Here is a 25165-nt window from a genome sequence, read left to right on the forward strand (position 1 = left end):
CAGGTAAGCCTGACCATGTCACATTCCTACGATTACGATGCAATAGTAATAGGTTCCGGTCCCGGCGGCGAAGGCGCTGCAATGGGTCTGGTTAAGCAAGGAGCGCGCGTCGCGGTGATTGAGCGCTATCATAACGTCGGCGGAGGCTGTACCCACTGGGGGACCATCCCGTCGAAAGCCCTCCGCCACGCCGTCAGCCGTATTATTGAATTCAATCAGAACCCACTTTACAGCGACCACTCCCGACTCCTTCGTTCTTCTTTCGCCGATATTCTCAACCACGCTGATAACGTTATTAATCAGCAAACGCGTATGCGGCAAGGATTTTACGAGCGCAACCACTGTGAAATTTTGCAGGGAAATGCCCGTTTTGTTGATGAACACACACTCGCCCTTGAATGCCACGACGGCACGGTGGAAACGCTGACCGCGGATAAGTTCATCATCGCCTGTGGTTCACGCCCCTATCATCCGGTGGATGTCGACTTTTCCCATCCCCGGGTTTATGACAGCGACTCTATCCTGAGCCTGCACCATGAACCCCGCCATGTTTTGATTTATGGTGCGGGAGTAATTGGCTGCGAATATGCGTCGATCTTCCGTGGAATGGACGTCAAAGTCGATTTAATCAACACCCGCGATCGTCTGCTTGCGTTCCTCGATCAAGAGATGTCCGACTCGCTCTCTTACCACTTCTGGAACAGCGGAGTGGTCATTCGCCACAACGAAGAGTACGAGAAGATTGAAGGTTGCGATGACGGCGTCATCATGCATCTGAAATCCGGTAAGAAACTGAAAGCCGACTGCCTGTTGTACGCCAATGGCCGTACCGGTAATACCGATTCGCTGGCGCTGGAAAATATTGGGCTGAAAACCGACAGCCGCGGACAGTTGAAGGTCAACAGCATGTACCAGACGGCGCTGCCGCACGTGTATGCCGTAGGAGATGTGATCGGCTATCCGAGTCTGGCATCGGCGGCCTACGATCAGGGACGCATTGCCGCCCAGGCATTGGTAAAAGGCGAAGCTACCGCGCATCTGATCGAAGATATCCCGACCGGAATTTATACCATTCCGGAAATCAGCTCCGTCGGGAAAACCGAGCAGCAGCTCACGGCCATGAAAGTTCCATACGAGGTTGGCCGCGCCCAGTTTAAACATCTGGCACGTGCGCAAATCGTGGGTATGAGTGTCGGAACGCTGAAGATCCTGTTCCATCGCGAAACGAAAGAGATTCTGGGGATCCACTGCTTTGGGGAACGCGCGGCCGAAATTATTCACATCGGTCAGGCGATAATGGAGCAAAAAGGTGGTGGTAACACCATCGAATACTTCGTTAACACCACCTTTAACTACCCAACCATGGCGGAAGCCTATCGGGTAGCAGCGCTAAATGGCTTAAACCGCCTGTTTTAACGCACTGTCGAAATGGCCATCCATTGACCCACGGATGGCCTCTGCCAGCTGTTCATAACGGCTGCGCAGCGGCGAACCTGGACGATACACCAGGCCAATCGTACGGCGCGGTTCAGGCTTGATGCAGGGCAGATAGACAACGCCATCACGCTTACGCTCCGGCGGCACGGCCAGCGCAGGCAGTAAGGTAATACCGCTGCCTGCCGCCACCATGTTACGCAGCGTTTCCAGACTGGTCGCCCGGAAATGGGTATCCTCATCGGCACCCGCTTCAAAGCAGAAGCCCATCGCCTGATCGCGCAGGCAGTGGCCATCCTCTAGCATCAGCAGTTTCTCACCCGCCAGATCGGACATCGGCACACAGTCGCGGTTTGCCCATGGGTGATCTTCATAGATCGCCAGCAGCATAGGCTCATCAAATAACGGTACTTCGATGAACGCCTCACTCTCTTTCACCAGCGCCAGAATGACGCAGTCGAGCTTACCGCTATCCAGTTGCGCCAACAGTTGATGCGTCTGCGCCTCGTGGAGATACATTTCCAGTTTTGGGAAGGTCTGGTGCAACATAGGAATAATATGCGGCAGCAGGTATGGCCCCACCGTTGGGATCAAACCAATATGCAGCGGTCCAGACATTGTCTCGCCTTGTTGGCTTGCCATCTCCTTGAGCACTTTGACCTCGCGCAGCACGGTGCGCGCCTGATCCACCAGCAGTAAACCTGCCTGAGTGAACAGCACTTTGCGACTCGTACGCTCCAGCAGCATGACGCCAAGCTCATCTTCCAGCTTGCGGATCTGTCCGCTCAGCGTTGGCTGACTAACGTGACAGGAGTCTGCCGCTCGTCGGAAGTGACGATGTTCGGCTAGCGCCACCAGGTATTCAAGATCACGAATATTCATTATTCATCCTCCATCGCCACGATAGTTCGTAGCGATAGGTAGAATAGCAACGAACGATTATCCCTATCAAGCTTTCTGTTTAATAATGCACCACAGAAACGGAACGGTACCCCTTTAACCCTTGAAGCTACTGTCCGTTTTGAGAGTTTCTCTCATACTCGAAATAACTAAAGCCAACGTGAACTTTTGCGGACCTTGAGTCCGCATTTTTTTTGCGCCCGGCGCGAATACATTCAAAAAAATATATACAAAATATAAATTACATATTCCCATCAGATTATTTAAATTAAAACCATATTAAATTAAAATATTCAAAAACATTTTGTATCATTTATATATTTGACGCCCTATCAGGTTCATAAATAATAACCGCGCGATATTCAATATATGGCAAATCGCAAGAACACTCGTTTCTTCGCCACTCTAATTATTTAGAGTATATTCACCCATATTTTTCTAATATTTATCGAATGGAATCTTTTATGAAACTCAATACTATTTCGCGATATTTTCTCGCGGCAGGCCTGATGTCGTGCGCCGCAAACGCATTCGCTCTGGAAGCCTGGAGCGGTCAGGCAGGTGGAAACACCATTGAAGTTATTTTTGACAGTAAAGTTTATAGTAACCGCTGGTATGTAAATGCCGATAATTGCCCACAGGGCGCGTCAGCTGAAAACTGGGATAATCCGTGGAGTTATGTGCGCGATGCCACAAAAGCGGAAATCGATCAATATGGCAACCCAACCACTTGTGAATCCGGGAGCGCCACGCCTGTTGCCCACGACGCATTCAGCGCAGAAAAAGATTATGCCAAAGATGATATTGTCGCTTATAAGGATGTGACATATGAAGCGTCCAGGCCCATTCCGGCTTATTCCTTTACCCCAGGTGCCGACAACCCGTGGAAACTCTATACGCCAGTACCCGACTGGCGTTCCAGCCAGGTTTACAACAAAGGGGATGAGGTCAAAGTTGACGGACAGTCTTATGAAGCACTGTACTATACCGTTGGCGATAACCCTTCTATTGCAGGTAACCAGAACCCGACCGGCACCAATGGCCGTCCGTGGAAACCATTAGGTCCAACGGTCGAATTCACCCAGGAACAATTTAATAATGCCCCACAGATCAACTCCATTGCGCTTTACGAACCTGGCAAACTGGCGGTGCACAAAGGGATACCTTATGTCGCTCAGACGAAAGTCAAAGGCGTTATGCCGTATGATAAAAACCCATGGGCGATTTATACCAACTGGACTGGCACCAAAGAGCGCGTAGGGACGCCGAAGAATCCATGGCCTGCCCACGTTTATGCGCCATACGTCGACTTTAGCCTGAACAGCATTCCGGATCTGGCGAAACTGGCGAAAGAGCAAAACATTACCCACTTTACCATGGCGTTTGTCGTCGCGAAAAGCGGCGAGCAGTGCATCCCAACCTGGGGTACGGCCTATAATCTGCAGGATTACTCACAGTACAGCAAAATAAAAGCGCTGCGTGAAGCCGGTGGCGATGTGATGGTTTCCATTGGCGGAGCGAATAACTCCCCGCTGGCGGCTGCCTGTAAGAATGTGAAAGATCTGCAAAAACTCTACTACGACATTGTTGATAACCTGAACCTGAACGTGCTGGATTTTGACATCGAAGGCACATGGGTGGCCGATCAGGATTCCATCGATCGCCGCAACCAGGCAGTAAAAGAGGTTCAGGCTCAGTGGAAAGAGGAAGGTCGCAAAGTCGGGATCTGGTACACCCTGCCAATTCTGCCGACCGGTCTGACGGCTGAAGGTCTGTATGTGCTGGAAAATGCGCGCCATGTCGGCGTTGAGCTGGCTGGTATTAACGTAATGACCATGGACTACGGTAATGCCATCTGCCAGTCAGACGGTACCGAAGGGCAGAACATCCACGGTAAATGCGCCACGTCCGCCATCGACAACATGTTCACCCAGTTGAAAAAAATCTGGCCAGAGAAATCTGACAAAGAGATCAACGCCATGATGGGCACCACCCCGATGATCGGTTACAACGATGTACAGGGCGAAGTGTTCTATCTGTCCGATGCGAAACTGGTGATGGACGACGCGAAAAAACGCAACCTCGGCATGATTGGCGCGTGGTCAATGGCACGCGATCAGCCGGGCGTGGCGAAGCAGGTCAGCCCGGAGCACAGCGGTATGACCGCACAGCAGGCACCGATGTACGCATACAGCCAGGTATTTGCGCCGTTTACTCACGCAGATGAAAAAGAGGTCGTCACCGGTGTTTATAAATCACGGAAAAACAACCTCTGCCTGGATGTCAAAAACGGTCAAATCCGGAATGGCGATCGTTTGTTCACCTATGCTTGCTCCGGCTCCAACAACCAGACCTTTAAATTTGATGCCCGTGAACGTCTGGTAATTGGCAATAGCCAGAGCTGCCTGGATATTCAAAACGGTTATAATGTTGAAGGCAGAAATATTATTTCTTACACCTGCCATACCCCGACTGATACCAACAAAAATCAGACATGGACCTGGCAAAACAACAAGTTCGTCTCACAGAAGGAAGGCACGCAACGTTGTATGACGGTGGGTAACGACGGTTATGTCACCTTAAGTACCTGCACCGACAATAACGTCGCCCAGGAATTTGAGATTTATCGTCCGTAAACTGCTATCCAGGATAGAAACATAACAAGGCCATCCTTCGGGATGGCCTCTTTTATTACCGACGTTAAATCAGACGCGCCTTCGCGTAGTCGATCGCCTGCGCCACCTGCTGTGGCGACACGCCGCCTTTCGCCGCACGTTTATCCAGGCACGATTGCAACGAGAGGATCGGATAAACGTCATCGCCAATCACCTGGCTGAACTTTTGTAAGTCAGCAAGCGACAGCGCTTCCAGCGGTTTGCCCTGACGAATCGCCTCGACCACCGTCTCACCCACAATATGGTGTGCTTCGCGGAACGGGACGCCTTTTGCTACCAGATAATCCGCCAACTCGGTGGCGTTAGCATAACCCTGCTGCGCTGCTTCCTGACAACGCGGACGTTTCACCTGAATGCCATCCAGCACCAGCGCAGCCATATGCAGACAGTCCAGCCAGGTGTCGAGCGCATCGAACAGCCCTTCTTTGTCTTCCTGCATATCTTTATTGTATGCCAACGGGAGACCTTTTAAGGTCATCATCATGCCGGTCAGCGCACCCTGCACGCGACCGCATTTGCCACGGATCAGCTCCAGCGCATCCGGGTTTTTCTTCTGCGGCATCAGAGATGAACCCGAAGTTACACGATCGGACAGCTCGACAAAGCCCGCTTCGCCGGTATTAAAGAAAATCAGGTCTTCAGCAAAACGCGACAGGTGCACCATGCCGATAGAAGCGTTGGAGAGTAACTCCAACACGTGGTCACGGTCAGAAACACTGTCCAGACTGTTACGCGTCGCCGAGGCAAAGCCCAGCCAACCGGCCAGCTGCTCGCGATCGATTTCATACGCCGTACCCGCCAGCGCGCCGCAGCCCAGTGGACTGACGTCCAGGCGCTTGAGCGAATCCTGCAGACGGCTCTCGTCACGCGCCAACATTTCGACATAGGCCAGACACCAATGAGCAAACGTCACCGGCTGCGCACGTTGCAGGTGGGTGTAACCCGGCATGACGGCGTCCTGGTTATTCTCTGCCGTCACCACCAGCGCACTTTGCAGCTGACGGTTGGCCGACAGTAATTCAATAACCGTGTCTTTACACCACAGTTTAAGATCGGTCGCGACCTGGTCATTACGGCTACGTCCGGTATGCAGTTTTTTACCAAGCTGGCCGACTTTATCAATCAGCTTACCTTCCACCCAGCTATGAATATCTTCGGCATCGCTTTGCAGGATCTGCTGCGGATTAACGCGAACCTCTTCCAGCAGAGTGTTCAGCGCATCTTCCAATTGCAGCTGTTCATCGGCAGTCAGTACGCCGACCGTTACCAGCGCTTTAGACCAGGCCACAGAGCCGACAATATCCTGTTCTGCCAGGCGGTAGTCAAAACGCAACGAGTCGTTGAACTGTTTGAACCGCTGATCTGCTGCCTGTGTAAAACGCCCACCCCAAAGTGCCATAACTTGCTTCCTTAATATCTTGAATTTCAACGCCGGATGGCGATTAGCTTATCCGGCGTACAGGTTCGGTTCACGTAGGCCCGATAAGGCATAACCGCCATCGGGTACAAAATAGTTTACGCTAAAATCCGCGTGCCAATTGGCATGCCGTTAAACAGCGCCGGAAGTTGCTCGGCATGACGCCAGGAGGCAATATCCACAGGACGACCCAGCGTGCGCGCGGCATCCAGCGCCGCATTGACCTTCACGATCATGCCGTCAGTAATAATACCTTGTTCAATCAGTTGTTCCGCTTTCGCGGCGGTCATTTCGGCAATACGCTGGCCTTTACCATCCAGAATACCGCTTACGTCAGAGAGCAGGATCAGATCCGCACCCAGCGTTGCCGCCAGCGCCGTTGCCGCCTGATCGGCATTAACGTTCATCAGCAGTCCGTCTTCAGTAACGCCAATGGAGCTAACTACCGGCAGAAAACCGCCTTCCAGCAGTGTGTTAATCAGCTTAGGCGAACCCGGCTGCGCCAGTCCAACATGACCCAGCGCTTTATCGAGCGGCGTCACTTTTACGCTATCGCCATCACCAAGATACAGACCCACGGATGCGATGTGATGCTTTTTCGCCCAGGCCAGTAAGGTTTTATTCGCTGTTCCCGCCAGGGCGCCGGTAATAATGTCAATTTGATCGGCTGGCGTGACGCGCAGACCATTTTTCTTTTTCACCGGCAGGTTCAGCTGCTTCATCAGATCGTCAACCACGCAGCCGCCACCGTGCACAATGACCAGCGGTCGCTGATGTGACTCACGATAATTCACCAGTGCGGTAAACAGACGCTCCAGCGCCTCTTCGCTATCCAGTAAAACGCCGCCCAGCTTGATAATTAATGGATTCATCGTTACACCCTTAAATAAGAGACTGCGTTTCAGCAAAGCCAAAACGAATATTTGCGCACTGCATCGCCTGTGCCGCCGCGCCTTTCAATAAGTTGTCTTCAGTTGCCACCACGATCAGGTGCTCACCCTGTACGGCAAACCCGATATCACAGAACGGTAAGCCAACCACGTTCTTCAGAGCCGGAACGCCTTTGTCATACAGACGCACCAGTGGCTTATCGCCATACGCCTGTTGCAACGTTTGAGCCACTTGCGCATGGGTTACGTCCGCTTGCAAACGGCAGGTGATGGTTTCCAGAATTCCGCGCGGGAAGTTGCCCAGATGCGGGGTGAAGATCACCTCCGCACCAAGGTGAGTAGCGATTTCCGGCTGATGGCGATGGGTAAACACGCCATACGGCTGCAGGCTCACCTCACAAAAGCTGTTGGAAATAGCCGCCTTACGTCCCGCGCCGCTCACGCCGCTGGTGGCGTTAATTACCGGCCACTGGCTGAGATCCAGCAGCCCGGCATCAATCAGTGGTTTCAGCGACAGCTGTGCCGCCGTCGGGTAGCAACCCGGCACGGCAATCAGATTCGCGTCTTTCAGTTGGTCTGCGCTCCACTCCGCCAGTCCATAAACCGCCTGCTCCAGCAGGTCGGGATGCTGATGGGTAAAGCCGTAATATTTTTCATAGAACGCGCCGTCGTTTACGCGAAACGCGCCCGAGAGGTCAAACACCACGCATCCGGCCTGCAAAAACTGCGGGGCCAGGTCATGGCTCACCTCATGTGCCGTTGCGAGGAACACAACGTCCACCCCTGCGCTAAACTCGCTGATATCTGACATTGGCTGTAACGGTAAATCGACAATGCCTTTCAACTGCGGATGCAAATCGGAGATTAATTTTCCTGCATCATTGCTTTGCGCTGAGACGGTCAAAGCGGTTATGGTCATATCAGGATGGCGATTTACATAGGTCACAAGCTCTGCGCCGGCATAGCCACTGGCGCCCACAATCAGCGTATTCAACATCGGGGCTGCTCACCTTCTTAGATTCTGTTGCCAGATATAAGCCTTTATCACCTCACCTTACACTTGGTGGGTTTTATTACGCTCAACGTTAATGTATTTTTATTCACAAATACTGCATGAATATTGATACTATCATGACCCGAGGTGTGTCAACAATGAAAAACAATTTACCGCCATTTATCGAGATATACCGCGCTCTGATTGCCATGCCATCGATTAGCGCCACCGAAGAAGCGCTCGACCAAAGTAATGCAGGTTTAATCACTCTACTGGCGGGCTGGTTCAAAGATTTGGGCTTTAATGTGGAGGTCCAGCCGGTTCCCGACACGCGCAATAAATTCAATATGCTGGCAAGCATTGGACAGGGAGCCGGTGGTCTGTTGTTGGCGGGCCATACCGATACCGTCCCCTTTGACGACGGACGCTGGACGCGCGATCCGTTCACCCTGACCGAGCATGACAATAAGCTCTACGGTCTGGGTACGGCGGATATGAAAGGCTTCTTCGCCTTTATCCTCGACGCGCTGCGTGACGTCGACGTCACTCAACTGAAAAAGCCCCTGTACATTCTGGCCACTGCCGATGAAGAGACCAGCATGGCGGGAGCGCGTTATTTCTCTGAAACCACCGCTTTACGCCCGGACTGCGCGATCATTGGCGAACCCACTTCTCTACAACCGGTCCGCGCGCACAAAGGTCATATCTCTAATGCGATTCGCATTTTGGGACAATCGGGTCACTCGAGCGATCCGGCTCGTGGCGTGAATGCCATTGAACTGATGCATGATGCCATCGGCCATATCATGAATCTGCGCGATGATCTGAAAGAGCGCTATCACCATGATGCTTTTACCGTCCCGTATCCGACGTTAAATTTGGGTCACATCCACGGCGGTGACGCCGCTAACCGAATCTGCGCCTGCTGCGAGCTGCATATGGATATTCGCCCACTGCCCGGCATGACGCTTAACGATCTCAATGGCTTACTTAACGACGCGCTGGCCCCGGTCAGCGAGCGCTGGCCGGGTCGCCTGACGGTGTCGGAGCTGCATCCGCCAATTCCAGGCTATGAGTGCCCACCGGATCATCAACTGGTACAAGTGGTTGAGAAACTGCTGGGCGCACAGACTGAGGTGGTGAACTACTGTACCGAAGCGCCGTTTATCCAGACGCTTTGCCCGACGCTGGTGTTAGGGCCTGGCTCCATTAATCAGGCGCATCAGCCGGATGAGTATCTGGAAACTCGTTTTATTAAGCCAACCCGCGAATTGATCACCCAGGTTGTGCATCATTTCTGCTGGCATTAACCGCTTATCGCCTCGCTAACCCTTTAGTGGTAAGCGAGGTAATTTATTAACATTTCCATAAGCAAAGCTTATTTGATTCGATGTGAATTAAACAACGTAAATTCCCGTCATTTTTTCGTTTGCTGAACCGATTTCGCAGCAATTGACGTCACGACTTTTACGTGGCTTTATAAAAGACGGCTAACATACAAAGTCCGAGAGATTTCGTGTCACAGCAAGGCGGCAAGCGAGCTCATACAAGGAGCTTACATAAGTAAGTGACCAGATGGGCAAGCGCAGCCAACGCCGATGTCGCGCGAAAGATACAGGGCGCATAAATTAAAGATGGGGTGTCTGGGTTAATATGAACGAACAATATTCCGCGTTGCGTAGTAATGTCAGTATGCTCGGCAAAGTGCTGGGGGAGACCATCAAGGATGCGCTGGGAGAGAACATTCTTGACCGCGTAGAAACAATCCGTAAGTTGTCCAAATCATCCCGCGCCGGCAATGAAGTCAATCGCCAGGAGCTGCTCACTACGCTGCAAAACCTGTCTAACGACGAGCTGCTGCCGGTTGCCCGCGCGTTTAGCCAGTTTCTGAACCTGGCCAACACCGCCGAGCAGTACCACAGCATTTCGCCAAAAGGCGAAGCAGCCAGCAACCCGGAAGTGATTGCTCGCACTCTGCGTAAACTGAAAGAGCAGCCCAACCTCGATGAAGCCACCATCAAAAAAGCCGTCGAATCTCTCTCCCTGGAGCTGGTTCTCACTGCCCACCCGACCGAGATCACCCGCCGTACGCTGATCCATAAAATGGGTGAAGTGAACGCCTGTCTCAAGCAACTTGATAACAAAGACCTCGTCGATTACGAGCGCCATCAGTTGATGCGCCGTCTGCGCCAGTTGATTGCCCAGTCCTGGCATACGGATGAAATCCGCAAGCTGCGCCCAAGCCCGGTTGATGAAGCCAAATGGGGCTTCGCGGTGGTTGAAAATAGCCTGTGGGAAGGCGTACCAAATTATCTGCGCGAGCTGAACGAACAACTGGAAGAGCATCTGGGCTATAAGCTGCCCGTTGATTTTGTCCCGGTTCGCTTTACCTCCTGGATGGGCGGCGACCGCGATGGCAACCCGAACGTAACGGCGGATATCACCCGTCACGTGCTGCTACTCAGCCGCTGGAAAGCGACCGATCTGTTCCTGAAAGACATTCAGTTTCTGATTTCTGAGCTGTCGATGGTGGATGCTACACCGGAACTGTTGGCGCTGGTGGGCGAAGAAGGCGCAGCAGAACCTTACCGTTATCTGATGAAAACCCTGCGTTCACGTCTGATGGCAACCCAGGCCTGGCTGGAAGCCCGTCTGAAAGGCGAGAAATTACCGAAACCTGCGGGACTTCTCACCCAAAACGAACAACTCTGGGACCCGCTATATGCGTGCTATCAGTCTCTGCAGGCCTGTGGCATGGGCATTATCGCCAATGGCGAACTGCTCGACACCCTACGCCGCGTGAAATGTTTCGGCGTACCGCTGGTACGTATTGATATTCGTCAGGAAAGCACCCGTCACACTGAAGCCCTTGGCGAACTGACCCGTTATCTGGGCATTGGCGACTACGAAAACTGGTCGGAAGCGGATAAACAGGCTTTCCTGATCCGCGAGCTGAACTCCAAGCGTCCGCTGCTCCCACGTAACTGGGAGCCGAGCAACGACACCCGCGAAGTGCTCGACACCTGCCGGGTCATTGCCGAAGCCCCGTATGGCTCCATTGCCGCCTATGTTATCTCAATGGCGAAAACGCCATCGGATGTACTGGCCGTACATCTGCTACTGAAAGAAGCCGGTATCGGTTTTGCTATGCCGGTTGCCCCGCTGTTTGAAACGCTGGACGACCTCAACAACGCCGATGACGTCATGTCTCAGCTCCTGAACATTGACTGGTACCGTGGCTTTATTCAGGGCAAACAGATGGTCATGATTGGCTACTCTGACTCCGCAAAAGATGCGGGCGTGATGGCGGCCTCTTGGGCGCAATATCAGGCGCAGGACGCGTTGATCAAAACCTGCGAAAAAGCCGGTATCGAACTGACGCTGTTCCATGGTCGCGGTGGCTCCATTGGTCGCGGTGGCGCGCCTGCGCATGCGGCGCTGCTCTCTCAACCACCCGGCAGCCTGAAAGGCGGTCTGCGCGTGACAGAACAAGGGGAGATGATCCGCTTTAAGTACGGCCTGCCGGAAGTGACCATCAGCAGCCTGTCGCTGTATACCGCAGCAATTCTTGAAGCCAACCTGTTACCGCCGCCAGAGCCGAAAGATAACTGGCGTCATATCATGGATGAGCTTTCCGATATTTCCTGTGAGCTCTATCGTGGATATGTACGTGAAAACAAAGACTTCGTCCCTTACTTCCGCTCCGCAACGCCAGAGCAGGAACTGGGTAAATTACCGCTCGGCTCACGTCCGGCAAAACGTCGCCCAACCGGCGGGGTAGAGTCTCTGCGCGCCATTCCGTGGATTTTTGCCTGGACGCAGAACCGCCTGATGCTCCCGGCGTGGCTGGGTGCAGGCACCGCACTGCAAAAAGTGGTTGAAGACGGTAAGCAAAGCGAACTCGAAGCAATGTGCCGCGACTGGCCATTCTTCTCCACACGTCTTGGCATGCTGGAAATGGTTTTCGCCAAAGCAGATCTGTGGCTGGCAGAATACTACGATCAGCGCCTGGTCAAAAAAGAGCTGTGGCCGCTGGGTGAAGAGCTGCGTCAGCGCCTGGAAGCCGATATCGATGTCGTGCTGGCGATTGCCAACGACTCACATTTGATGGCCGACCTGCCGTGGATTGCCGAGTCCATTCAGTTAAGAAATATTTATACTGACCCGCTGAATGTCTTACAGGCTGAGCTGTTACACCGCTCACGCCTGGCGGAAGAGCAAGGCAATGCACCGGATCCGCGCGTTGAACAAGCGCTGATGGTGACAATCGCTGGTGTCGCAGCCGGCATGCGTAATACAGGCTAACGTCCCCCCTCGTCGCCTTCGTGCTATTGTACGAAGGCGACAACAAAAACTGCTGTCATAACCGCTTCTTTTTCAATATATTCCCGCCTGAATATATTCACATTGTGAATATATCAACAGCAAAACACGATCCTAAGATCTTGATGCTTAAGTTCCTCTTAATATTAAGTCGCTACTCTTGGCGCTACGATTAAAGACAGGCTCACATTATGCAATCCTTACAACTCCAGTCTAAACCTAAATTTAGCTGGAAAGCCCTGGGTTGGGCGCTCCTCTATTTTTGGTTTTTTTCCTCATTACTGCAGGGCGTTATCTATTTTAGCGGCTACAGCGGTTCTACAGGTTTACGCGACTCCTTGCTATTCAGTTCGCTGTGGTTGATCCCGGTATTTTTATTTCCAAACCGTATCCGTATTATTGCTGCCGTCATTGGCGTGGTGCTATGGGCAGCCTCGCTGGCTGCTCTGAGCTATTACGTCATCTACGGACAAGAGTTCTCGCAAAGCGTTCTGTACGTGATGTTTGAAACCAATGCGAACGAAGCCAGCGAATATCTCAGCCAGTATTTCAGCCTAAAAATTGTTCTTATCGCCCTGGCCTATACAGCTATCGCTATTCTGCTGTGGACGCGTCTGCGCCCTGTTCATATTCCATCGCCCTGGCGCTATCTGGTGTCGTTTGCGTTGTTGTACGGTTTGATTCTGCATCCGATAGCCGTTAACACTTTCATCAAACACAAGCCGTTTGAAAAAACGTTGGATGGTCTCGCCTCACGTATGGAGCCTGCCGCACCGTGGCAATTCATCTCCGGGTATTATCAGTACCGTCAGCAGTTGACCTCACTCAATAGCCTGCTGAATGAGAACAATGCCCTGCCGCCGCTGGCTAACTTCAAAGATAACTCCGGCGATGCCCCACGTACGCTGGTGCTGGTCATTGGCGAGTCAACGCAGCGTGGTCGCATGAGCCTGTATGGTTACCCGCGCGAAACGACGCCAGAACTGGATGCATTGCATAAATCCGATCCTAACTTCACCGTATTCAATAATGTCGTGACCTCACGTCCGTACACCATTGAAATCCTGCAACAGGCGCTGACCTTCGCCAACGAGAAGAATCCGGACCTGTACCTGACTCAACCGTCTCTGATGAATATGATGAAACAGGCAGGTTATAAAACCTTCTGGATCACCAATCAGCAGACGATGACGGCTCGCAACACCATGCTGACCGTGTTCTCTAAGCAGACGGATAAGCAGTTCTATATGAATCAGCAGCGTACGCAAAGTGCGCGCGAATATGACAGCAACGTGCTGGCGCCATTTAAAGAAGTACTGGCCGACCCGGCACCGAAAAAGTTCATCATCGTGCATCTGCTGGGTACGCATATTAAGTACAAATACCGCTATCCGGATGGTCAGGGTAAATTCGATAACAATGTCGACAATGTTCCCCCCGGCCTGGATAATGATGAACTGGAAGCATACAACGATTACGACAGCGCGAATGTCTACAATGACCATATCATTGCCAGTCTGATCAAAGACTATAAAGCGACAGATCCGAACGGCTTCCTGCTCTACTTCTCCGATCACGGGGAGGAGGTATACGATACGCCACCGCATAAAACGCAGGGTCGTAATGAAGACAACCCGACGCGCCATATGTATACGGTACCGTTCCTGCTGTGGACCTCTGAAAAATGGCAGGCTGCACACCCGCGTGACTTCTCACAGGATGTGAATCGTAAATATAGCAGCTCAGAGCTTATCCACACCTGGTCTGATTTAGCGGGATTCACCTACGACGGTTTCGATCCGACCCGGTCCATTACCAGCCCGCAGTTCAAAGAGACGACCCGCTGGATTGGCAATCCGTACAAAAAGAATGCCCTGATTGATTACGATAGCCTGCCGTACGGCGATCAAATAGGTAATCAGTAATACTCGTATCGGCCACTCTTAAAGAGTGGCCTTTTTTTATGATGGCGGTTACTGTTTCCCCTGTCTGCTGCCTGCAAGGGATTAACATGTATCACGACGTCAGCCATCTTATCTCCCGCCTGATTAACGGCCCCACGCCGCTGCGTCAGGTTTATTTTGCCAGCACCAGTAGCTCAACGCCGGAGCTGGCGTATCAGGTCGATTTTCCCCGGCTGGAAATTGTGCTGGAAGGTGAGTTCACCGATAACGGAGTTGCTGGCGCATCCGCGACGTTACTGCCTTGCGATGTGCTATTCGTTCCGGCTGGCAGCTGGAACTTTCCGCAGTGGCTCACACCGGTCACCACGCTCAGCATTCTGTTCGGCAAACAGCAACTGGGTTTCAGCATCGTCCAGTGGGACGGCAAGCAGTATCAAAATCTTACCCGCCAGCACGTCGCGCGGCGTGGGCCACGAACTGGCTCTTTCCTGCTGCAAACGCTCAATGAAATGCAGATGCAACCGCAGGAGCAACAAACCGCCAGGCTAATCGTTGCGAGCTTACTGAGCCACTGCCGCGATCTGCTGGGCAGCCAGATCCAGACCGCATCACGCAGTCAGGCGCTTTTCGAAGCCATTCGCGACTATATTGATGAACGCTACGCTTCGCCGCTCACCCGAGAATCCGTCGCGCAGGCGTTTTACATCTCACCCAATTACCTCTCCCACCTGTTTCAAAAAACGGGCGCTATCGGGTTTAACGAATACCTGAATCACACGCGACTGGAACACGCGAAAACGCTGCTGAAGGGTTATGAGCTGAAGATCAAAGAAGTGGCGCACACCTGTGGGTTTGTTGACAGCAACTATTTCTGCCGCCTGTTTCGCAAAAATACCGAACGTTCGCCGTCAGAATATCGTCGGCAATACCACAGCCAGCTGACGGAGATAAAAGCTAATCCAAAGTAAGATGTGTGTGCTGTGGTGCAGAAAGCAGCTTTCGCACGGCGCTCATCACCCGCTGCGGCTCACGCAGAAATGCGCTAATGCCCGACTGGACGTATCGGCTCTGCGTAAATCGCTCTGCTCCTGCCAGTTCAATATCGGTAATGAGCAACACCGCATCAGCACGGTTAATATCCTCTTCCGTCAGGCGATTTTCGGTACCCAACGCGCCCTGAGTTTCAATCTTGATGCTCCATTTCTCCTGCTGGCAGAGTTTCTCCAGCCGTTCAGCAGCCATATAAGTATGGGCCACGCCGCTTACGCACGCGGTGACAGCAACCAGATATCGTACAGGTGCGATGGCCATACTATCCTCCTACTGTTACCTGAAATCCGGCGCATTCTGCCATCTTACGTATAAAACCTATCTCTTGCGCCGACGGGACGGGCACTTCTTTCATCGACCAGGGTAATCCGAGCAGGTTGTATTTCGGTTCGCCATATTGATGAAACGGTAGCAGGTGTACCTGCTTTATGCCTAATGATGACAACAGCGTCAACGCCTGCTGCGTGTTCTCTACATTCATCGTAAAGCCCGGAATCAGCGGCAGGCGAGGAATGACATTAACCCCTTCAGCGACCATTAGTCGTAAATTCGCCAGCACGCGCGGCAGGTTCATATTAATGGTCTCACGCGCCAGATGGACATCCATAATTTTGAGGTCAAACAGCACCTCATCGCACTCTCTTGCCAGCGATAACAAACGACTGGCTGGCGCATCGCCAGCCGTTTCAATCGCGCAGCGAACATCCCAGCGCCGTAGACGTTGCAGGAATCGTACGGCAAAGGGCGCTTGCATCAGCACTTCACCACCGGAAAGCGTCACCCCCCCGCCAGAGGTGCGAAAGAAAATATCATCTTTCATCACTTCACGTTCCAGCTCGTCCAGCGAGATATCACGACCGATACGTTCAAACGCACCGGAGGGACACTCATCAGCATCACGTAGGCAGGGTGTACAGTGCAGGCATTTACTCTCCCGCCGTACTGTTTCAATACGTGGGGAGAGAGATTCAGGGTTGGCGCACCACGGGCAGGTATGCGGACAACCTTTAAAAAAGACTACCGTACGAATACCTTGTCCATCATTCAGTGAGTAACGCTGAATATTAAATATACGCGCGACGTCCTCGCCACGTGGGTCAATAACCTCACAGCTGATGCGCGGTGCGGCGAATGATGTCATCCTGGATCTCCTTCGACAGCTCGACAAAGAAGGCGCTGTAACCCGCCACGCGCACCACCAGCCCGGCGAAATCTTGTGGGCGCAGCTGCGCTTCTCGCAATGTGTCGGCATTCACCACGTTAAACTGGATGTGCTGGAGCTTGAGCTGGGTAAATGCCCGCAGAAAATCCGCCAGCTTGCGTAAACCAGCCTCACCTTCCAGTGTGGCTGGCGTAAACTTCACGTTCAGCAAAGTCCCATTGGAAAGCAACGTGTTATCCAGCTTGCTGACCGATTTCAATACCGCCGTCGGCCCTTGCATATCCTGCCCCAGCATCGGCGACAGCCCCCCGTCCGCCAACTGTTCCCCGGCGAAGCGACCATCCGGTGTCGCTCCGACGACCGAACCCAGCGGCACGTGCGCAGAGACAGTATATGAACCCGGCGTAAATTGCCCGCCGCGTGGATTCTGGTATTTCTCTACCTCTTTGCAGTAATGACGCAGCAGTTCGGCGCTGATGTTATCTACATCATCAATATCGTTGCCGTATTTTTCGAAGCGGTTAATCAGCCTGGCGCGAATTTTCTCGCCTTCCGGGGTAGCAAAGTTGTCTTTTAGCACCGACAAAAGTTCGTCAAAAGTTAAGCGCTGTTGTTCAAATACCAGTCCATTGAGCGCATGCAGCGAATCGCTCAGGTTCGCAATGCCGATTCCCTGTACGCCTGAGAAGTTATAACGCGCGCCGCCGTCGGTAATATCACACCCTTTATCCAGGCAATCGCTAATAAACGAGGAGAGCAGCGGCACCGGCGCCCAGTCGCGATGACCGATATCGCAGATATTACTGCCTTCGACCATCAACGTAATGTAGTGGCTGATTTTGGCACGAATATGCTTCAACAGGTCTTCGTACGTCAGCGCGCGATTGCCTTCGTTCTCATGCAGGCAGATTTCCATTACTTTCAGCAGATTAAACATGGCGATGTCGTGCAAACCGTATGTTCTGCCTGGAATAGACAGCTCGACACAGCCGACTACCGCGTAATCTCGCGCATCTTCCAGCGAGACGCCACGGTTAAGAAATGCGGGCACCACCACTTCATCATTAAAGATTTGCGGGATGCCGGTCCCGAGGCGAATGGTCTGTGCCGTTTTCATCAGGAACGGCGTATCGATCAACGCGTTCGTGCGCACACCGAGATTTGGTTGCGGCAGTTGTACGCTCTGATAAGCATCAAGACAGAGAAACGACAGTACGTTTACCGCACTACGACCATTCTCCGTTAATCCCCCAAGCAGTGCGGTGTAACCCGTTGGGAAGCCAGCGAAATAGCGCGCGCTGCTGGTGGATCGCAGCAGTACAATGTCATTGCATTTCACCCATAGCGATTCGAGGATTTCTTTTAAGAGTGCAGGATCTTCCCCCTGCGTCAGCGAGGTTTGATAAAACGGCAGCATATACTGGTCGAAGCGTCCGAGTGAGAGCGAACTGGCGTTGGACTCATATTGCAAAATAATGTTCATGTACCAGAACAGCTGACATGCTTGCCAGAAGGTTTGTGGCTTATGCTGGGCGTTATGGCGGGAGTTTTCTGCAATCGTCAGCAATTCCTGACGTCGCTGCGCATCCGGGCAGTTTTCCGCCATTTGTTCTGCCAGCAGGGCGTAACGCAGAATGTGGCTTTGCGAAGCCTCAAGCAGCAGCAGCGCAGCCTGATAAAAGTGGTTATCCGGCTGCTGCAGACAATGCGCCCGCATCTGCGCTACCAGTTCGCCAAGCCCGAGATTCAACAGGCGTGGATAATCAATAATGATATGCCCCTGACCTTTATCCGTCTGGTTAACGCTAAAAATCTGCGTACGGACAGCGGCTTTTACCTCATCGGTCATCTGACTGTTGATGAAATCTTTCATCGACCGCTTTTCCCAGTACGGATACAGCACATCGCGATAAAGATGTTTATCCTCTTCGCTGATGTCAAAACGGTCCTGCGGACGGGTTGGAAACTGCTCCAGCTCGTTGAGCAGCCAGTAAGGATCCATTTCCGGCGACATTATGCCCGCCCGCGGTTTAACGGTACGGTTCCCGGCTATCAGTTCCTCATCACGAATCGATATTTCAACGTGCTCAAGAATATATGCGGTGGCTTTCGCCCGCCGCAGAATAACCGGCTCACCCTCCGTCTGCTGGTGGCTGGCGGTATATAGCAGCGCACGCTCAAGCGAAATTTCGCGGTTATTCTGAAACAGAGCGTTTTTTAAACGTTGGATACGGTTAGTCATGAGGAACTCCTGTAGAAAAACTGATGCCAGATGGCGCTGTGCTTATCTGGCCTACGTATCAGTAGGCCGGATAAGTCGCCCCCCCTCCGGCAAACAAACCGTTATGCGGTTTGCGCAAGGTGTGCGCCAATCTTGTTCATGATGGCGTCGGCACGTTTCACTGCATCGCTGATGTTGACACGAACGATAGTTTTGCCCGCAAAACGCTCTTCAAACTTAATACCAATGTCTTTGGTCAGAATCACCATGTCGGCTTCTGCCACATCCGCCGCGGTCAGTTCGTTTTCCAGACCGATCGACCCCTGAGTCTCAACCTTTACTTCCCACCCCTTGGCTTTAGCGGCGCTTTCCAGCGCTTCGGCGGCCATATAGGTGTGGGCAACGCCAGAAGGACATGCAGTTACTGCGATAATCTTGGTCATGACTCATTCCTCACTTAATTCATTTCAAAATCTAAATCCAGGTCGTCTTCTTTCTGGTCGACCTGAGACACTTTTTTCCGCGCCAGACTTTTCAGTACGTTAACGCACACAGCGGTCACTACAGCCCCCACGGCAACCGCCGCGATATAACCCAATTTTCCTTCAACGACCGGCAGAACAATCAGCCCGCCCCAGCCGGCATAACACTGCGCACCAAACAGCGCGGCGGTTACCGTGCCGCAGGCCGAACCCACCATAATGGATGGGATAACGCGCAGCGGATCGGCGGCAGCAAAAGGAATTGCGCCTTCCGTTACGCCAACGCAGCCCATCACCAGCGCGGCTTTACCGGCTTCACGTTCTTCAGAAGAGAAATTCTTACGACCAATCAGCGTCGCCAAACCTAAGCCCAGCGGCGGCACGCAGATCCCTACCGCGGCGATTGCCACCACGGTATAAACACCCTGCGCTACGCAAATCAGCATGAAGGCGTAGGCAACTTTGTTAATCGGCCCACCCATATCGAAGGCCAACATCAGTCCCATAATTACCGCCAGCAGCACGATGCTGCCCTGCTGCATACCCTGCAGCCACTCGGTCAGGCTAGTGGTTAACGCGCCAACGGGTTCTCCCAGGCCCCACATCATGATGCCTGCGGTGATAAAGGTGCCGACAATAGGAATAACGAAGATAGGCATTACCGATCGCAACACCTTATGTACGGGGATCTTCTTCAGATAATGGACGACGATACCGCCAATAATCCCGGCAATTAGCGCGCCGAAAAAACCTGCGCCGAAGCTGTTTCCCACCCATGCGCCAATCGCACAAGGGGCGAGAGCAGAACGTTCAGCAATGGAATAACCAATGTAAGCGGCAAGGAATGGCACCATCAACGTCAGCCCTGCGACGCCAATATCAAACAGTTTCTTGAGATTAGGATCGGTCGCCGCATCCGGTACCGCGCCCTTGCCATACAACATGACGGAGACCGCCAGCAAAATTCCACCCGCGACTACGAAGGGGATCATATGCGAAACACCCGTCATCAGGTGCTGACGGGTATTTTTCAGGATTTGTACCAACTCTTTCATAAGTCGCTCCCAGGCTGCTAAAGCCCATATCCATAAACTTGTTGCGGAAAACAATAGGCAATCCGATGCGGCGCAAACAGTGGATAAAAAGGCCATTTGCTGGACTTTTGTAATGTCAGCGCAAAAATGCGATCCGCCTCATAACTTGTAGTTTCTCGGAATTTATAGAGGACATGCTGACTTGTGAGGGATATCTCACTTTGATGGTTACATTACATTTATCCAGTTTTTGGCAGATTTGTCAGATGGCAGGCTCAGGCGTTGCCCTTTTATCCTGTAGCGAGAAATCGTTATGGGAGATGAGGCTATGGCCCTGATTGTGGAATTTACCTGTGAGCTGCCCAATGGCGTACATGCGCGCCCGGCAAGTCACATAGAAACGCAGTGCAACACCTTTACTTCGCACATTGAGTGGCACAACCTGCGTACCGAACGTAGGGGTAACGCCAAGAGCGCATTGGCGCTGATTGGCACCGATACTCTGGCAGGTGATAGCTGCCAGTTGCTGATTTCCGGTGCAGATGAACAGGCAGCCCACCAGCATTTAACCCAATGGTTACGTAATGAATTTCCACACTGCGATGCACCGCTAGCGGAAGCCAAAAGCAACGAGCTGGAGCCACTTCCTGCATCCCTCACCAATCTAAACCCACAGCTTTTTCGCGCTCGCACCGTCTGTAGCGGCAGTGCGGAAGGCGTTCTGAGTCTGCTCTCTTCGCTGGATCTCAACGCACTTAACAATCTCCCGTCCGCTAAAGATATTGAAACCGAGCAGGCGACACTGGATAACGGCTTAACGCTGCTGATGAAGAATATAGCGTTTCGGTTACTCGACAGCGACGGTGCAACCAGTGCGATTCTGGAAGCACACCGCTCGCTGGCAAGCGACCTCTCACTGCGTCAGCACCTGCTCGCTGGAGTATCTCGCGGGTTAAGCTGCGCCCAGGCGATTGTCGAAAGTGCCGGACATTTTTGTGATGAATTTGCCCGCTCCAGCAGCCGTTATTTACAGGAACGCGCGCTGGATGTGCGCGATGTCTGCTTCCAGCTTCTGCAGCAAATTTATGGAGAGCAGCGTTTCCCGGCGCCGGGAAAACTCACCCAGCCTACGGTCTGTATGGCGGATGAGCTCACACCGAGCCAGTTCCTCGAACTGGACAAAACATTGCTGAAAGGCTTGCTGTTAAAAAGCGGCGGTACCACTTCACACACGGTGATTCTCGCCCGGTCATTCAACATTCCTACGCTGGTTGGCGTGGATATTGAATCCTTAATGCCATGGCTGCAGCAAACGGTTTATATCGATGGTAACGCAGGAGCGGTCATTGTTGCCCCTGATGAATCCGTCGTACGTTACTACCAGCAGGAAGCCCGTATCCAGGATGCCATTCGAGAACAACAACGTATCTGGCTGACCCAGGAGGCGCGCACGGGTGATTGCATCCGCATGGAAGTCGCCGCCAACATCGCCCATTCCGTGGAAGCGCAAGCAGCCTTTGGCAACGGTGCGGAAGCGGTTGGCCTGTTCCGCACGGAAATGCTGTATATGGACCGTACCTGCGCCCCGGATGAGAACGAGCTATACAACATTTTCTGCCAGGCGCTGGAGCCCGCGCAGGGACGCAGCATCATTGTGCGCACCATGGATATCGGTGGTGATAAACCCGTTGATTACCTGAATATTCCTGCCGAAGCCAACCCGTTCCTCGGTTATCGCGCGGTGCGTATCTATGAAGAATACGCCGCTTTGTTTACCACACAACTGCGATCGATCCTGCGCGCATCAGCGCACGGTAGCCTGAAAATCATGATCCCAATGATCTCCTCTATGGAAGAGATCCTGTGGGTCAAAGAGAAGCTGGCCGAAGCCAAACAGCAACTGCGTACTGAACACATCCCGTTTGATGAGAAGATCCCGCTCGGTATCATGCTGGAGGTTCCGTCGGTGATGTTCATCATCGATCAATGCTGCGAAGAAATTGATTTCTTTAGTATTGGCAGTAATGACCTGACGCAATATCTGCTGGCGGTCGACCGCGACAACGCCAAAGTTACCCGCCATTACAACAGCCTGAATCCAGCCTTCTTGCGCGCACTGGATTACGCCGTACAGGCGGTACATCGGCAGGGGAAATGGATTGGCCTGTGCGGCGAACTTGGCGCTAAAGGTTCAGTGCTACCGCTGCTTGTGGGACTGGGTCTGGACGAGATCAGCATGAGCGCTCCCTCCATTCCCGCCGCCAAAGCGCGGATGGCGCAACTTGACAGCCGCGCCTGCCGTCAGTTGCTGAATCAAGCAATGGCGTGTCGAACGTCGCTGGAGGTCGAACATCTGCTGGCCCAGTTCCGCATGACCCAACAGGATACCCCTCTGGTTACCGCCGAGTGCATCACGCTGGATAGCGACTGGCGTAGTAAAGAGGAGGTCATCAAAGGGATGACCGACAACCTCCTGCTGGCAGGTCGTTGCCGCTATCCGCGTAAACTGGAAGCCGATCTGTGGGCGCGCGAAGCGGTCTTCTCTACCGGATTAGGTTTTAGCTTCGCCATTCCACACAGCAAATCAGAACATATTGAGCAGTCCACTATCAGCGTAGCGCGCCTGCAAGCGCCGGTACGTTGGGGTGATGATGATGCGCAGTTCATTATTATGCTGACGCTCAACAAACACGCCGCGGGCGACCAGCATATGCGTATTTTCTCGCGTCTGGCACGGCGCATTATGCATGAAGAATTCCGTAACGCGCTGGTTAACGCCGCCTCTGCCGACGCTATCGCCAGCCTGCTGCAACATGAACTTGAACTTTAAAGAGGGTGTTTTTGTATGGAACTTTACCTTGATACCGCCAACGTCGCGGAAGTCGAACGTCTGGCACGCATCTTCCCAATCGCGGGTGTCACCACCAACCCAAGCATTGTGGCAGCAAACAAAGAATCCATCTGGGATGTGCTGCCGCGCCTGCAAAACGCCATTGGCGAAGAGGGCATTCTGTTTGCCCAAACCATGAGCCGCAACGCACAAGGCATGGTGGAGGAAGCCAAACGTCTAAGCAACGCGGTACCCGGTCTGGTGGTAAAAATCCCGGTGACATCCGAAGGTCTGGCCGCAATCAAGATGCTGAAAAAAGAGGGTATCACCACGCTGGGAACCGCCGTGTATAGTGCCTCTCAGGGGCTGCTGGCAGCGCTGGCGGGGGCGAAATATATCGCGCCTTACGTTAACCGTATTGACGCGCAGGGCGGCGACGGAATTCGCACGGTACAAGAACTGCAAACGTTACTGGAACTGCATGCGCCCAACAGCATGGTACTGGCAGCCAGCTTTAAAACCCCTCGTCAGGCGCTGGATTGCTTACTGGCAGGATGCGAAGCAATCACCCTGCCATTAGACGTAGCGCAACAAATGCTCAATACCCCTGCGGTAGAGTCAGCAATAGAGAAGTTTGAACATGACTGGAACAATACATTTGGTCACATCAACCTGTGAGGGAAATAAAGTATGGATCGCATTATTCAATCACCTGGTAAGTACATCCAGGGTGCCGATGTTATTACCCGTCTTGGCAACTACCTCAAACCACTGGCAGAGCGCTGGCTGGTCGTTGGGGACAAGTTTGTCTTAGGCTTTGCCCAGGGCGCACTGGAAAAAAGCTTCCAGGATGCCGGACTGGCGCTGGAGATTGCACCGTTTGGCGGCGAGTGTTCACAAAACGAAATCGACCGTCTGCGCGGCGTGGCAGAAAAAGCGCAATGTGGCGCAGTACTTGGTATTGGCGGCGGTAAAACGCTGGATACTGCCAAAGCGCTGGCGCACTTTATGGGCGTGCCTGTCGCCATTGCGCCAACCATCGCCTCTACCGATGCACCGTGCAGCGCGCTGTCCGTTATTTACACCGATGCCGGTGAATTCGATCGCTATTTGCTGCTGCCCAATAACCCGGACAGGGTCATTGTTGATACCAAAATTGTCGCGGGCGCACCGGCGCGTCTGTTAGCCGCGGGCATCGGCGATGCGTTGGCGACCTGGTTCGAAGCGCGCGCCTGTTCACGCAGCGGCGCAACCACCATGGCGGGCGGTCAGTGCACTCAGGCGGCGCTGGCGCTGGCTGAGCTGTGCTTTAATACGCTGATAGAAGAAGGTGAAAAAGCGATGCTGGCTGCCGAGCAGCACGTGGTAACGCCTGCGCTGGAGCGCGTTATTGAAGCCAACACCTATCTGAGCGGCGTCGGTTTTGAAAGCGGCGGTCTGGCGGCGGCGCACGCCATCCATAACGGTCTGACGGCAATCCCGGATGCGCATCACTATTACCACGGCGAGAAAGTAGCTTTCGGCACGCTGACGCAACTGGTCCTGGAAAACGCGCCGGTCGATGAAATTGAAACCGTTGCGGCGCTGTGTCATTCCGTTGGCCTGCCGATTACCCTGGCGCAACTGGACATCAAACAGGATATTCCGGCGAAAATGCGCATTGTGGCTGAAGCTGCCTGTGCCGAAGGCGAAACCATCCACAACATGCCTGGCGGCGCAACGCCGGACCAGGTGTATGCCGCCCTGCTGGTGGCTGACCAGTACGGTCAACGTTACCTGCAAGAGTGGGAATAACCGACCAATAAAAATCCCCGCAATTGCGGGGATTTTTTTGTTCATACTATGCCGG

The 25165-nt window shown here is 53.1% G+C and carries 18 protein-coding genes; 9 read left to right on the forward strand and 9 right to left on the reverse strand.

Annotation, left to right across the window (positions count from 1 at the left end):
• The first annotated feature begins 15 nt into the window (after positions 1-15).
• Complete coding sequence (gene sthA / locus HV229_RS23875) at positions 16-1416, forward strand: Si-specific NAD(P)(+) transhydrogenase (protein WP_016155291.1); 1401 nt, start codon at positions 16-18, stop codon at positions 1414-1416.
• Here sthA and oxyR read toward each other — a convergent pair.
• Complete coding sequence (gene oxyR / locus HV229_RS23880; protein WP_003028858.1) at positions 1399-2316, reverse strand: DNA-binding transcriptional regulator OxyR; 918 nt, start codon at positions 2314-2316, stop codon at positions 1399-1401. The genes sthA and oxyR overlap by 18 nt on opposite strands.
• A gap of 482 nt (positions 2317-2798) precedes the next feature.
• On the opposite strand from oxyR, the gene HV229_RS23885 reads away from it, so the two are divergent.
• Positions 2799-4970 (forward strand): ricin-type beta-trefoil lectin domain protein, encoded by a 2172-nt coding sequence (locus HV229_RS23885; protein WP_181546545.1) that lies wholly within the window; start codon positions 2799-2801, stop codon positions 4968-4970.
• A gap of 64 nt (positions 4971-5034) precedes the next feature.
• On the opposite strand, the gene argH is transcribed toward HV229_RS23885, so the two are convergent.
• The 3 genes from argH to argC form a co-directional block, all read right to left on the reverse strand.
• A complete protein-coding gene (argH, locus tag HV229_RS23890; protein ID WP_181546547.1) occupies positions 5035-6408 on the reverse strand; it encodes an argininosuccinate lyase in 1374 nt (457 codons plus the stop codon).
• Positions 6409-6524: 116 nt separating this feature from the next.
• Positions 6525-7298: an acetylglutamate kinase gene (gene argB, locus HV229_RS23895; protein WP_016155288.1), complete on the reverse strand. Its 774-nt coding sequence runs from the start codon at positions 7296-7298 to the stop codon at positions 6525-6527.
• 10 nt (positions 7299-7308) lie between these two features.
• Complete coding sequence (gene argC, locus HV229_RS23900) at positions 7309-8313, reverse strand: N-acetyl-gamma-glutamyl-phosphate reductase (protein ID WP_153689832.1); 1005 nt, start codon at positions 8311-8313, stop codon at positions 7309-7311.
• A gap of 155 nt (positions 8314-8468) precedes the next feature.
• On the opposite strand from argC, the gene argE reads away from it, so the two are divergent.
• The 4 genes from argE to HV229_RS23920 all read left to right on the forward strand — a co-directional run bounded on the left by argE (position 8469) and on the right by HV229_RS23920 (position 15505).
• Positions 8469-9620, forward strand: a complete 1152-nt coding sequence (gene argE, locus HV229_RS23905) for an acetylornithine deacetylase (protein WP_016155286.1) — start codon at positions 8469-8471, stop codon at positions 9618-9620.
• Between the two features lie 343 nt (positions 9621-9963).
• A complete protein-coding gene (gene ppc, locus HV229_RS23910; protein ID WP_016157932.1) occupies positions 9964-12615 on the forward strand; it encodes a phosphoenolpyruvate carboxylase in 2652 nt (883 codons plus the stop codon).
• Between the two features lie 209 nt (positions 12616-12824).
• Positions 12825-14558, forward strand: a complete 1734-nt coding sequence (locus HV229_RS23915) for a phosphoethanolamine transferase CptA (protein ID WP_181546549.1) — start codon at positions 12825-12827, stop codon at positions 14556-14558.
• A gap of 86 nt (positions 14559-14644) precedes the next feature.
• Positions 14645-15505, forward strand: coding sequence for an AraC family transcriptional regulator (locus HV229_RS23920; RefSeq protein ID WP_181547751.1), 861 nt, complete (start codon positions 14645-14647; stop codon positions 15503-15505).
• On the opposite strand, the gene HV229_RS23925 is transcribed toward HV229_RS23920, so the two are convergent.
• The 5 genes from HV229_RS23925 to HV229_RS23945 form a co-directional block, all read right to left on the reverse strand.
• Positions 15492-15848 carry a PTS fructose-like transporter subunit IIB gene (locus HV229_RS23925; protein ID WP_016155282.1) on the reverse strand — a complete coding sequence of 119 codons (357 nt, stop codon included), beginning with the start codon at positions 15846-15848 and terminating at the stop codon, positions 15492-15494. The two genes, HV229_RS23920 and HV229_RS23925, sit on opposite strands and share 14 nt — an antisense overlap.
• 1 nt (position 15849) lies before the next feature.
• On the reverse strand, positions 15850-16728 hold the full coding sequence (locus HV229_RS23930) for a [formate-C-acetyltransferase]-activating enzyme (RefSeq protein ID WP_046276410.1): 879 nt from the start codon (positions 16726-16728) through the stop codon (positions 15850-15852).
• Positions 16694-18991 carry a formate C-acetyltransferase gene (locus tag HV229_RS23935; RefSeq protein ID WP_181546551.1) on the reverse strand — a complete coding sequence of 766 codons (2298 nt, stop codon included), beginning with the start codon at positions 18989-18991 and terminating at the stop codon, positions 16694-16696. Before HV229_RS23935 ends, HV229_RS23930 begins: the two co-directional genes overlap by 35 nt.
• Positions 18992-19092: 101 nt before the next feature.
• The gene (locus HV229_RS23940; RefSeq protein WP_016155279.1) at positions 19093-19413 is read right to left on the reverse strand and encodes a PTS fructose-like transporter subunit IIB; all 321 of its coding nucleotides are present in this window, start codon (positions 19411-19413) and stop codon (positions 19093-19095) included.
• A 14-nt stretch (positions 19414-19427) separates the two neighbouring features.
• Positions 19428-20507 carry a PTS fructose transporter subunit EIIC gene (locus tag HV229_RS23945; RefSeq protein WP_003825153.1) on the reverse strand — a complete coding sequence of 360 codons (1080 nt, stop codon included), beginning with the start codon at positions 20505-20507 and terminating at the stop codon, positions 19428-19430.
• A gap of 307 nt (positions 20508-20814) precedes the next feature.
• Between HV229_RS23945 and ptsP the strand changes: the two genes are divergently transcribed.
• The 3 genes from ptsP to HV229_RS23960 are packed head-to-tail and all read left to right on the forward strand — an operon-like array spanning position 20815 to position 25110.
• A complete protein-coding gene (gene ptsP / locus HV229_RS23950) occupies positions 20815-23316 on the forward strand; it encodes a phosphoenolpyruvate--protein phosphotransferase (protein WP_181547752.1) in 2502 nt (833 codons plus the stop codon).
• 15 nt (positions 23317-23331) lie between these two features.
• A complete protein-coding gene (fsa, locus tag HV229_RS23955) occupies positions 23332-23994 on the forward strand; it encodes a fructose-6-phosphate aldolase (protein WP_016157926.1) in 663 nt (220 codons plus the stop codon).
• 12 nt (positions 23995-24006) lie between these two features.
• Entirely contained in the window at positions 24007-25110 is a 1104-nt protein-coding gene (locus HV229_RS23960; RefSeq protein WP_016155275.1) for a glycerol dehydrogenase, read from the forward strand.
• The last annotated feature ends 55 nt before the right edge of the window (positions 25111-25165 follow it).

This window comes from Citrobacter sp. RHBSTW-00524 (assembly GCF_013747755.1).
Classification (GTDB): Bacteria; Pseudomonadota; Gammaproteobacteria; order Enterobacterales; family Enterobacteriaceae; genus Citrobacter; species Citrobacter braakii.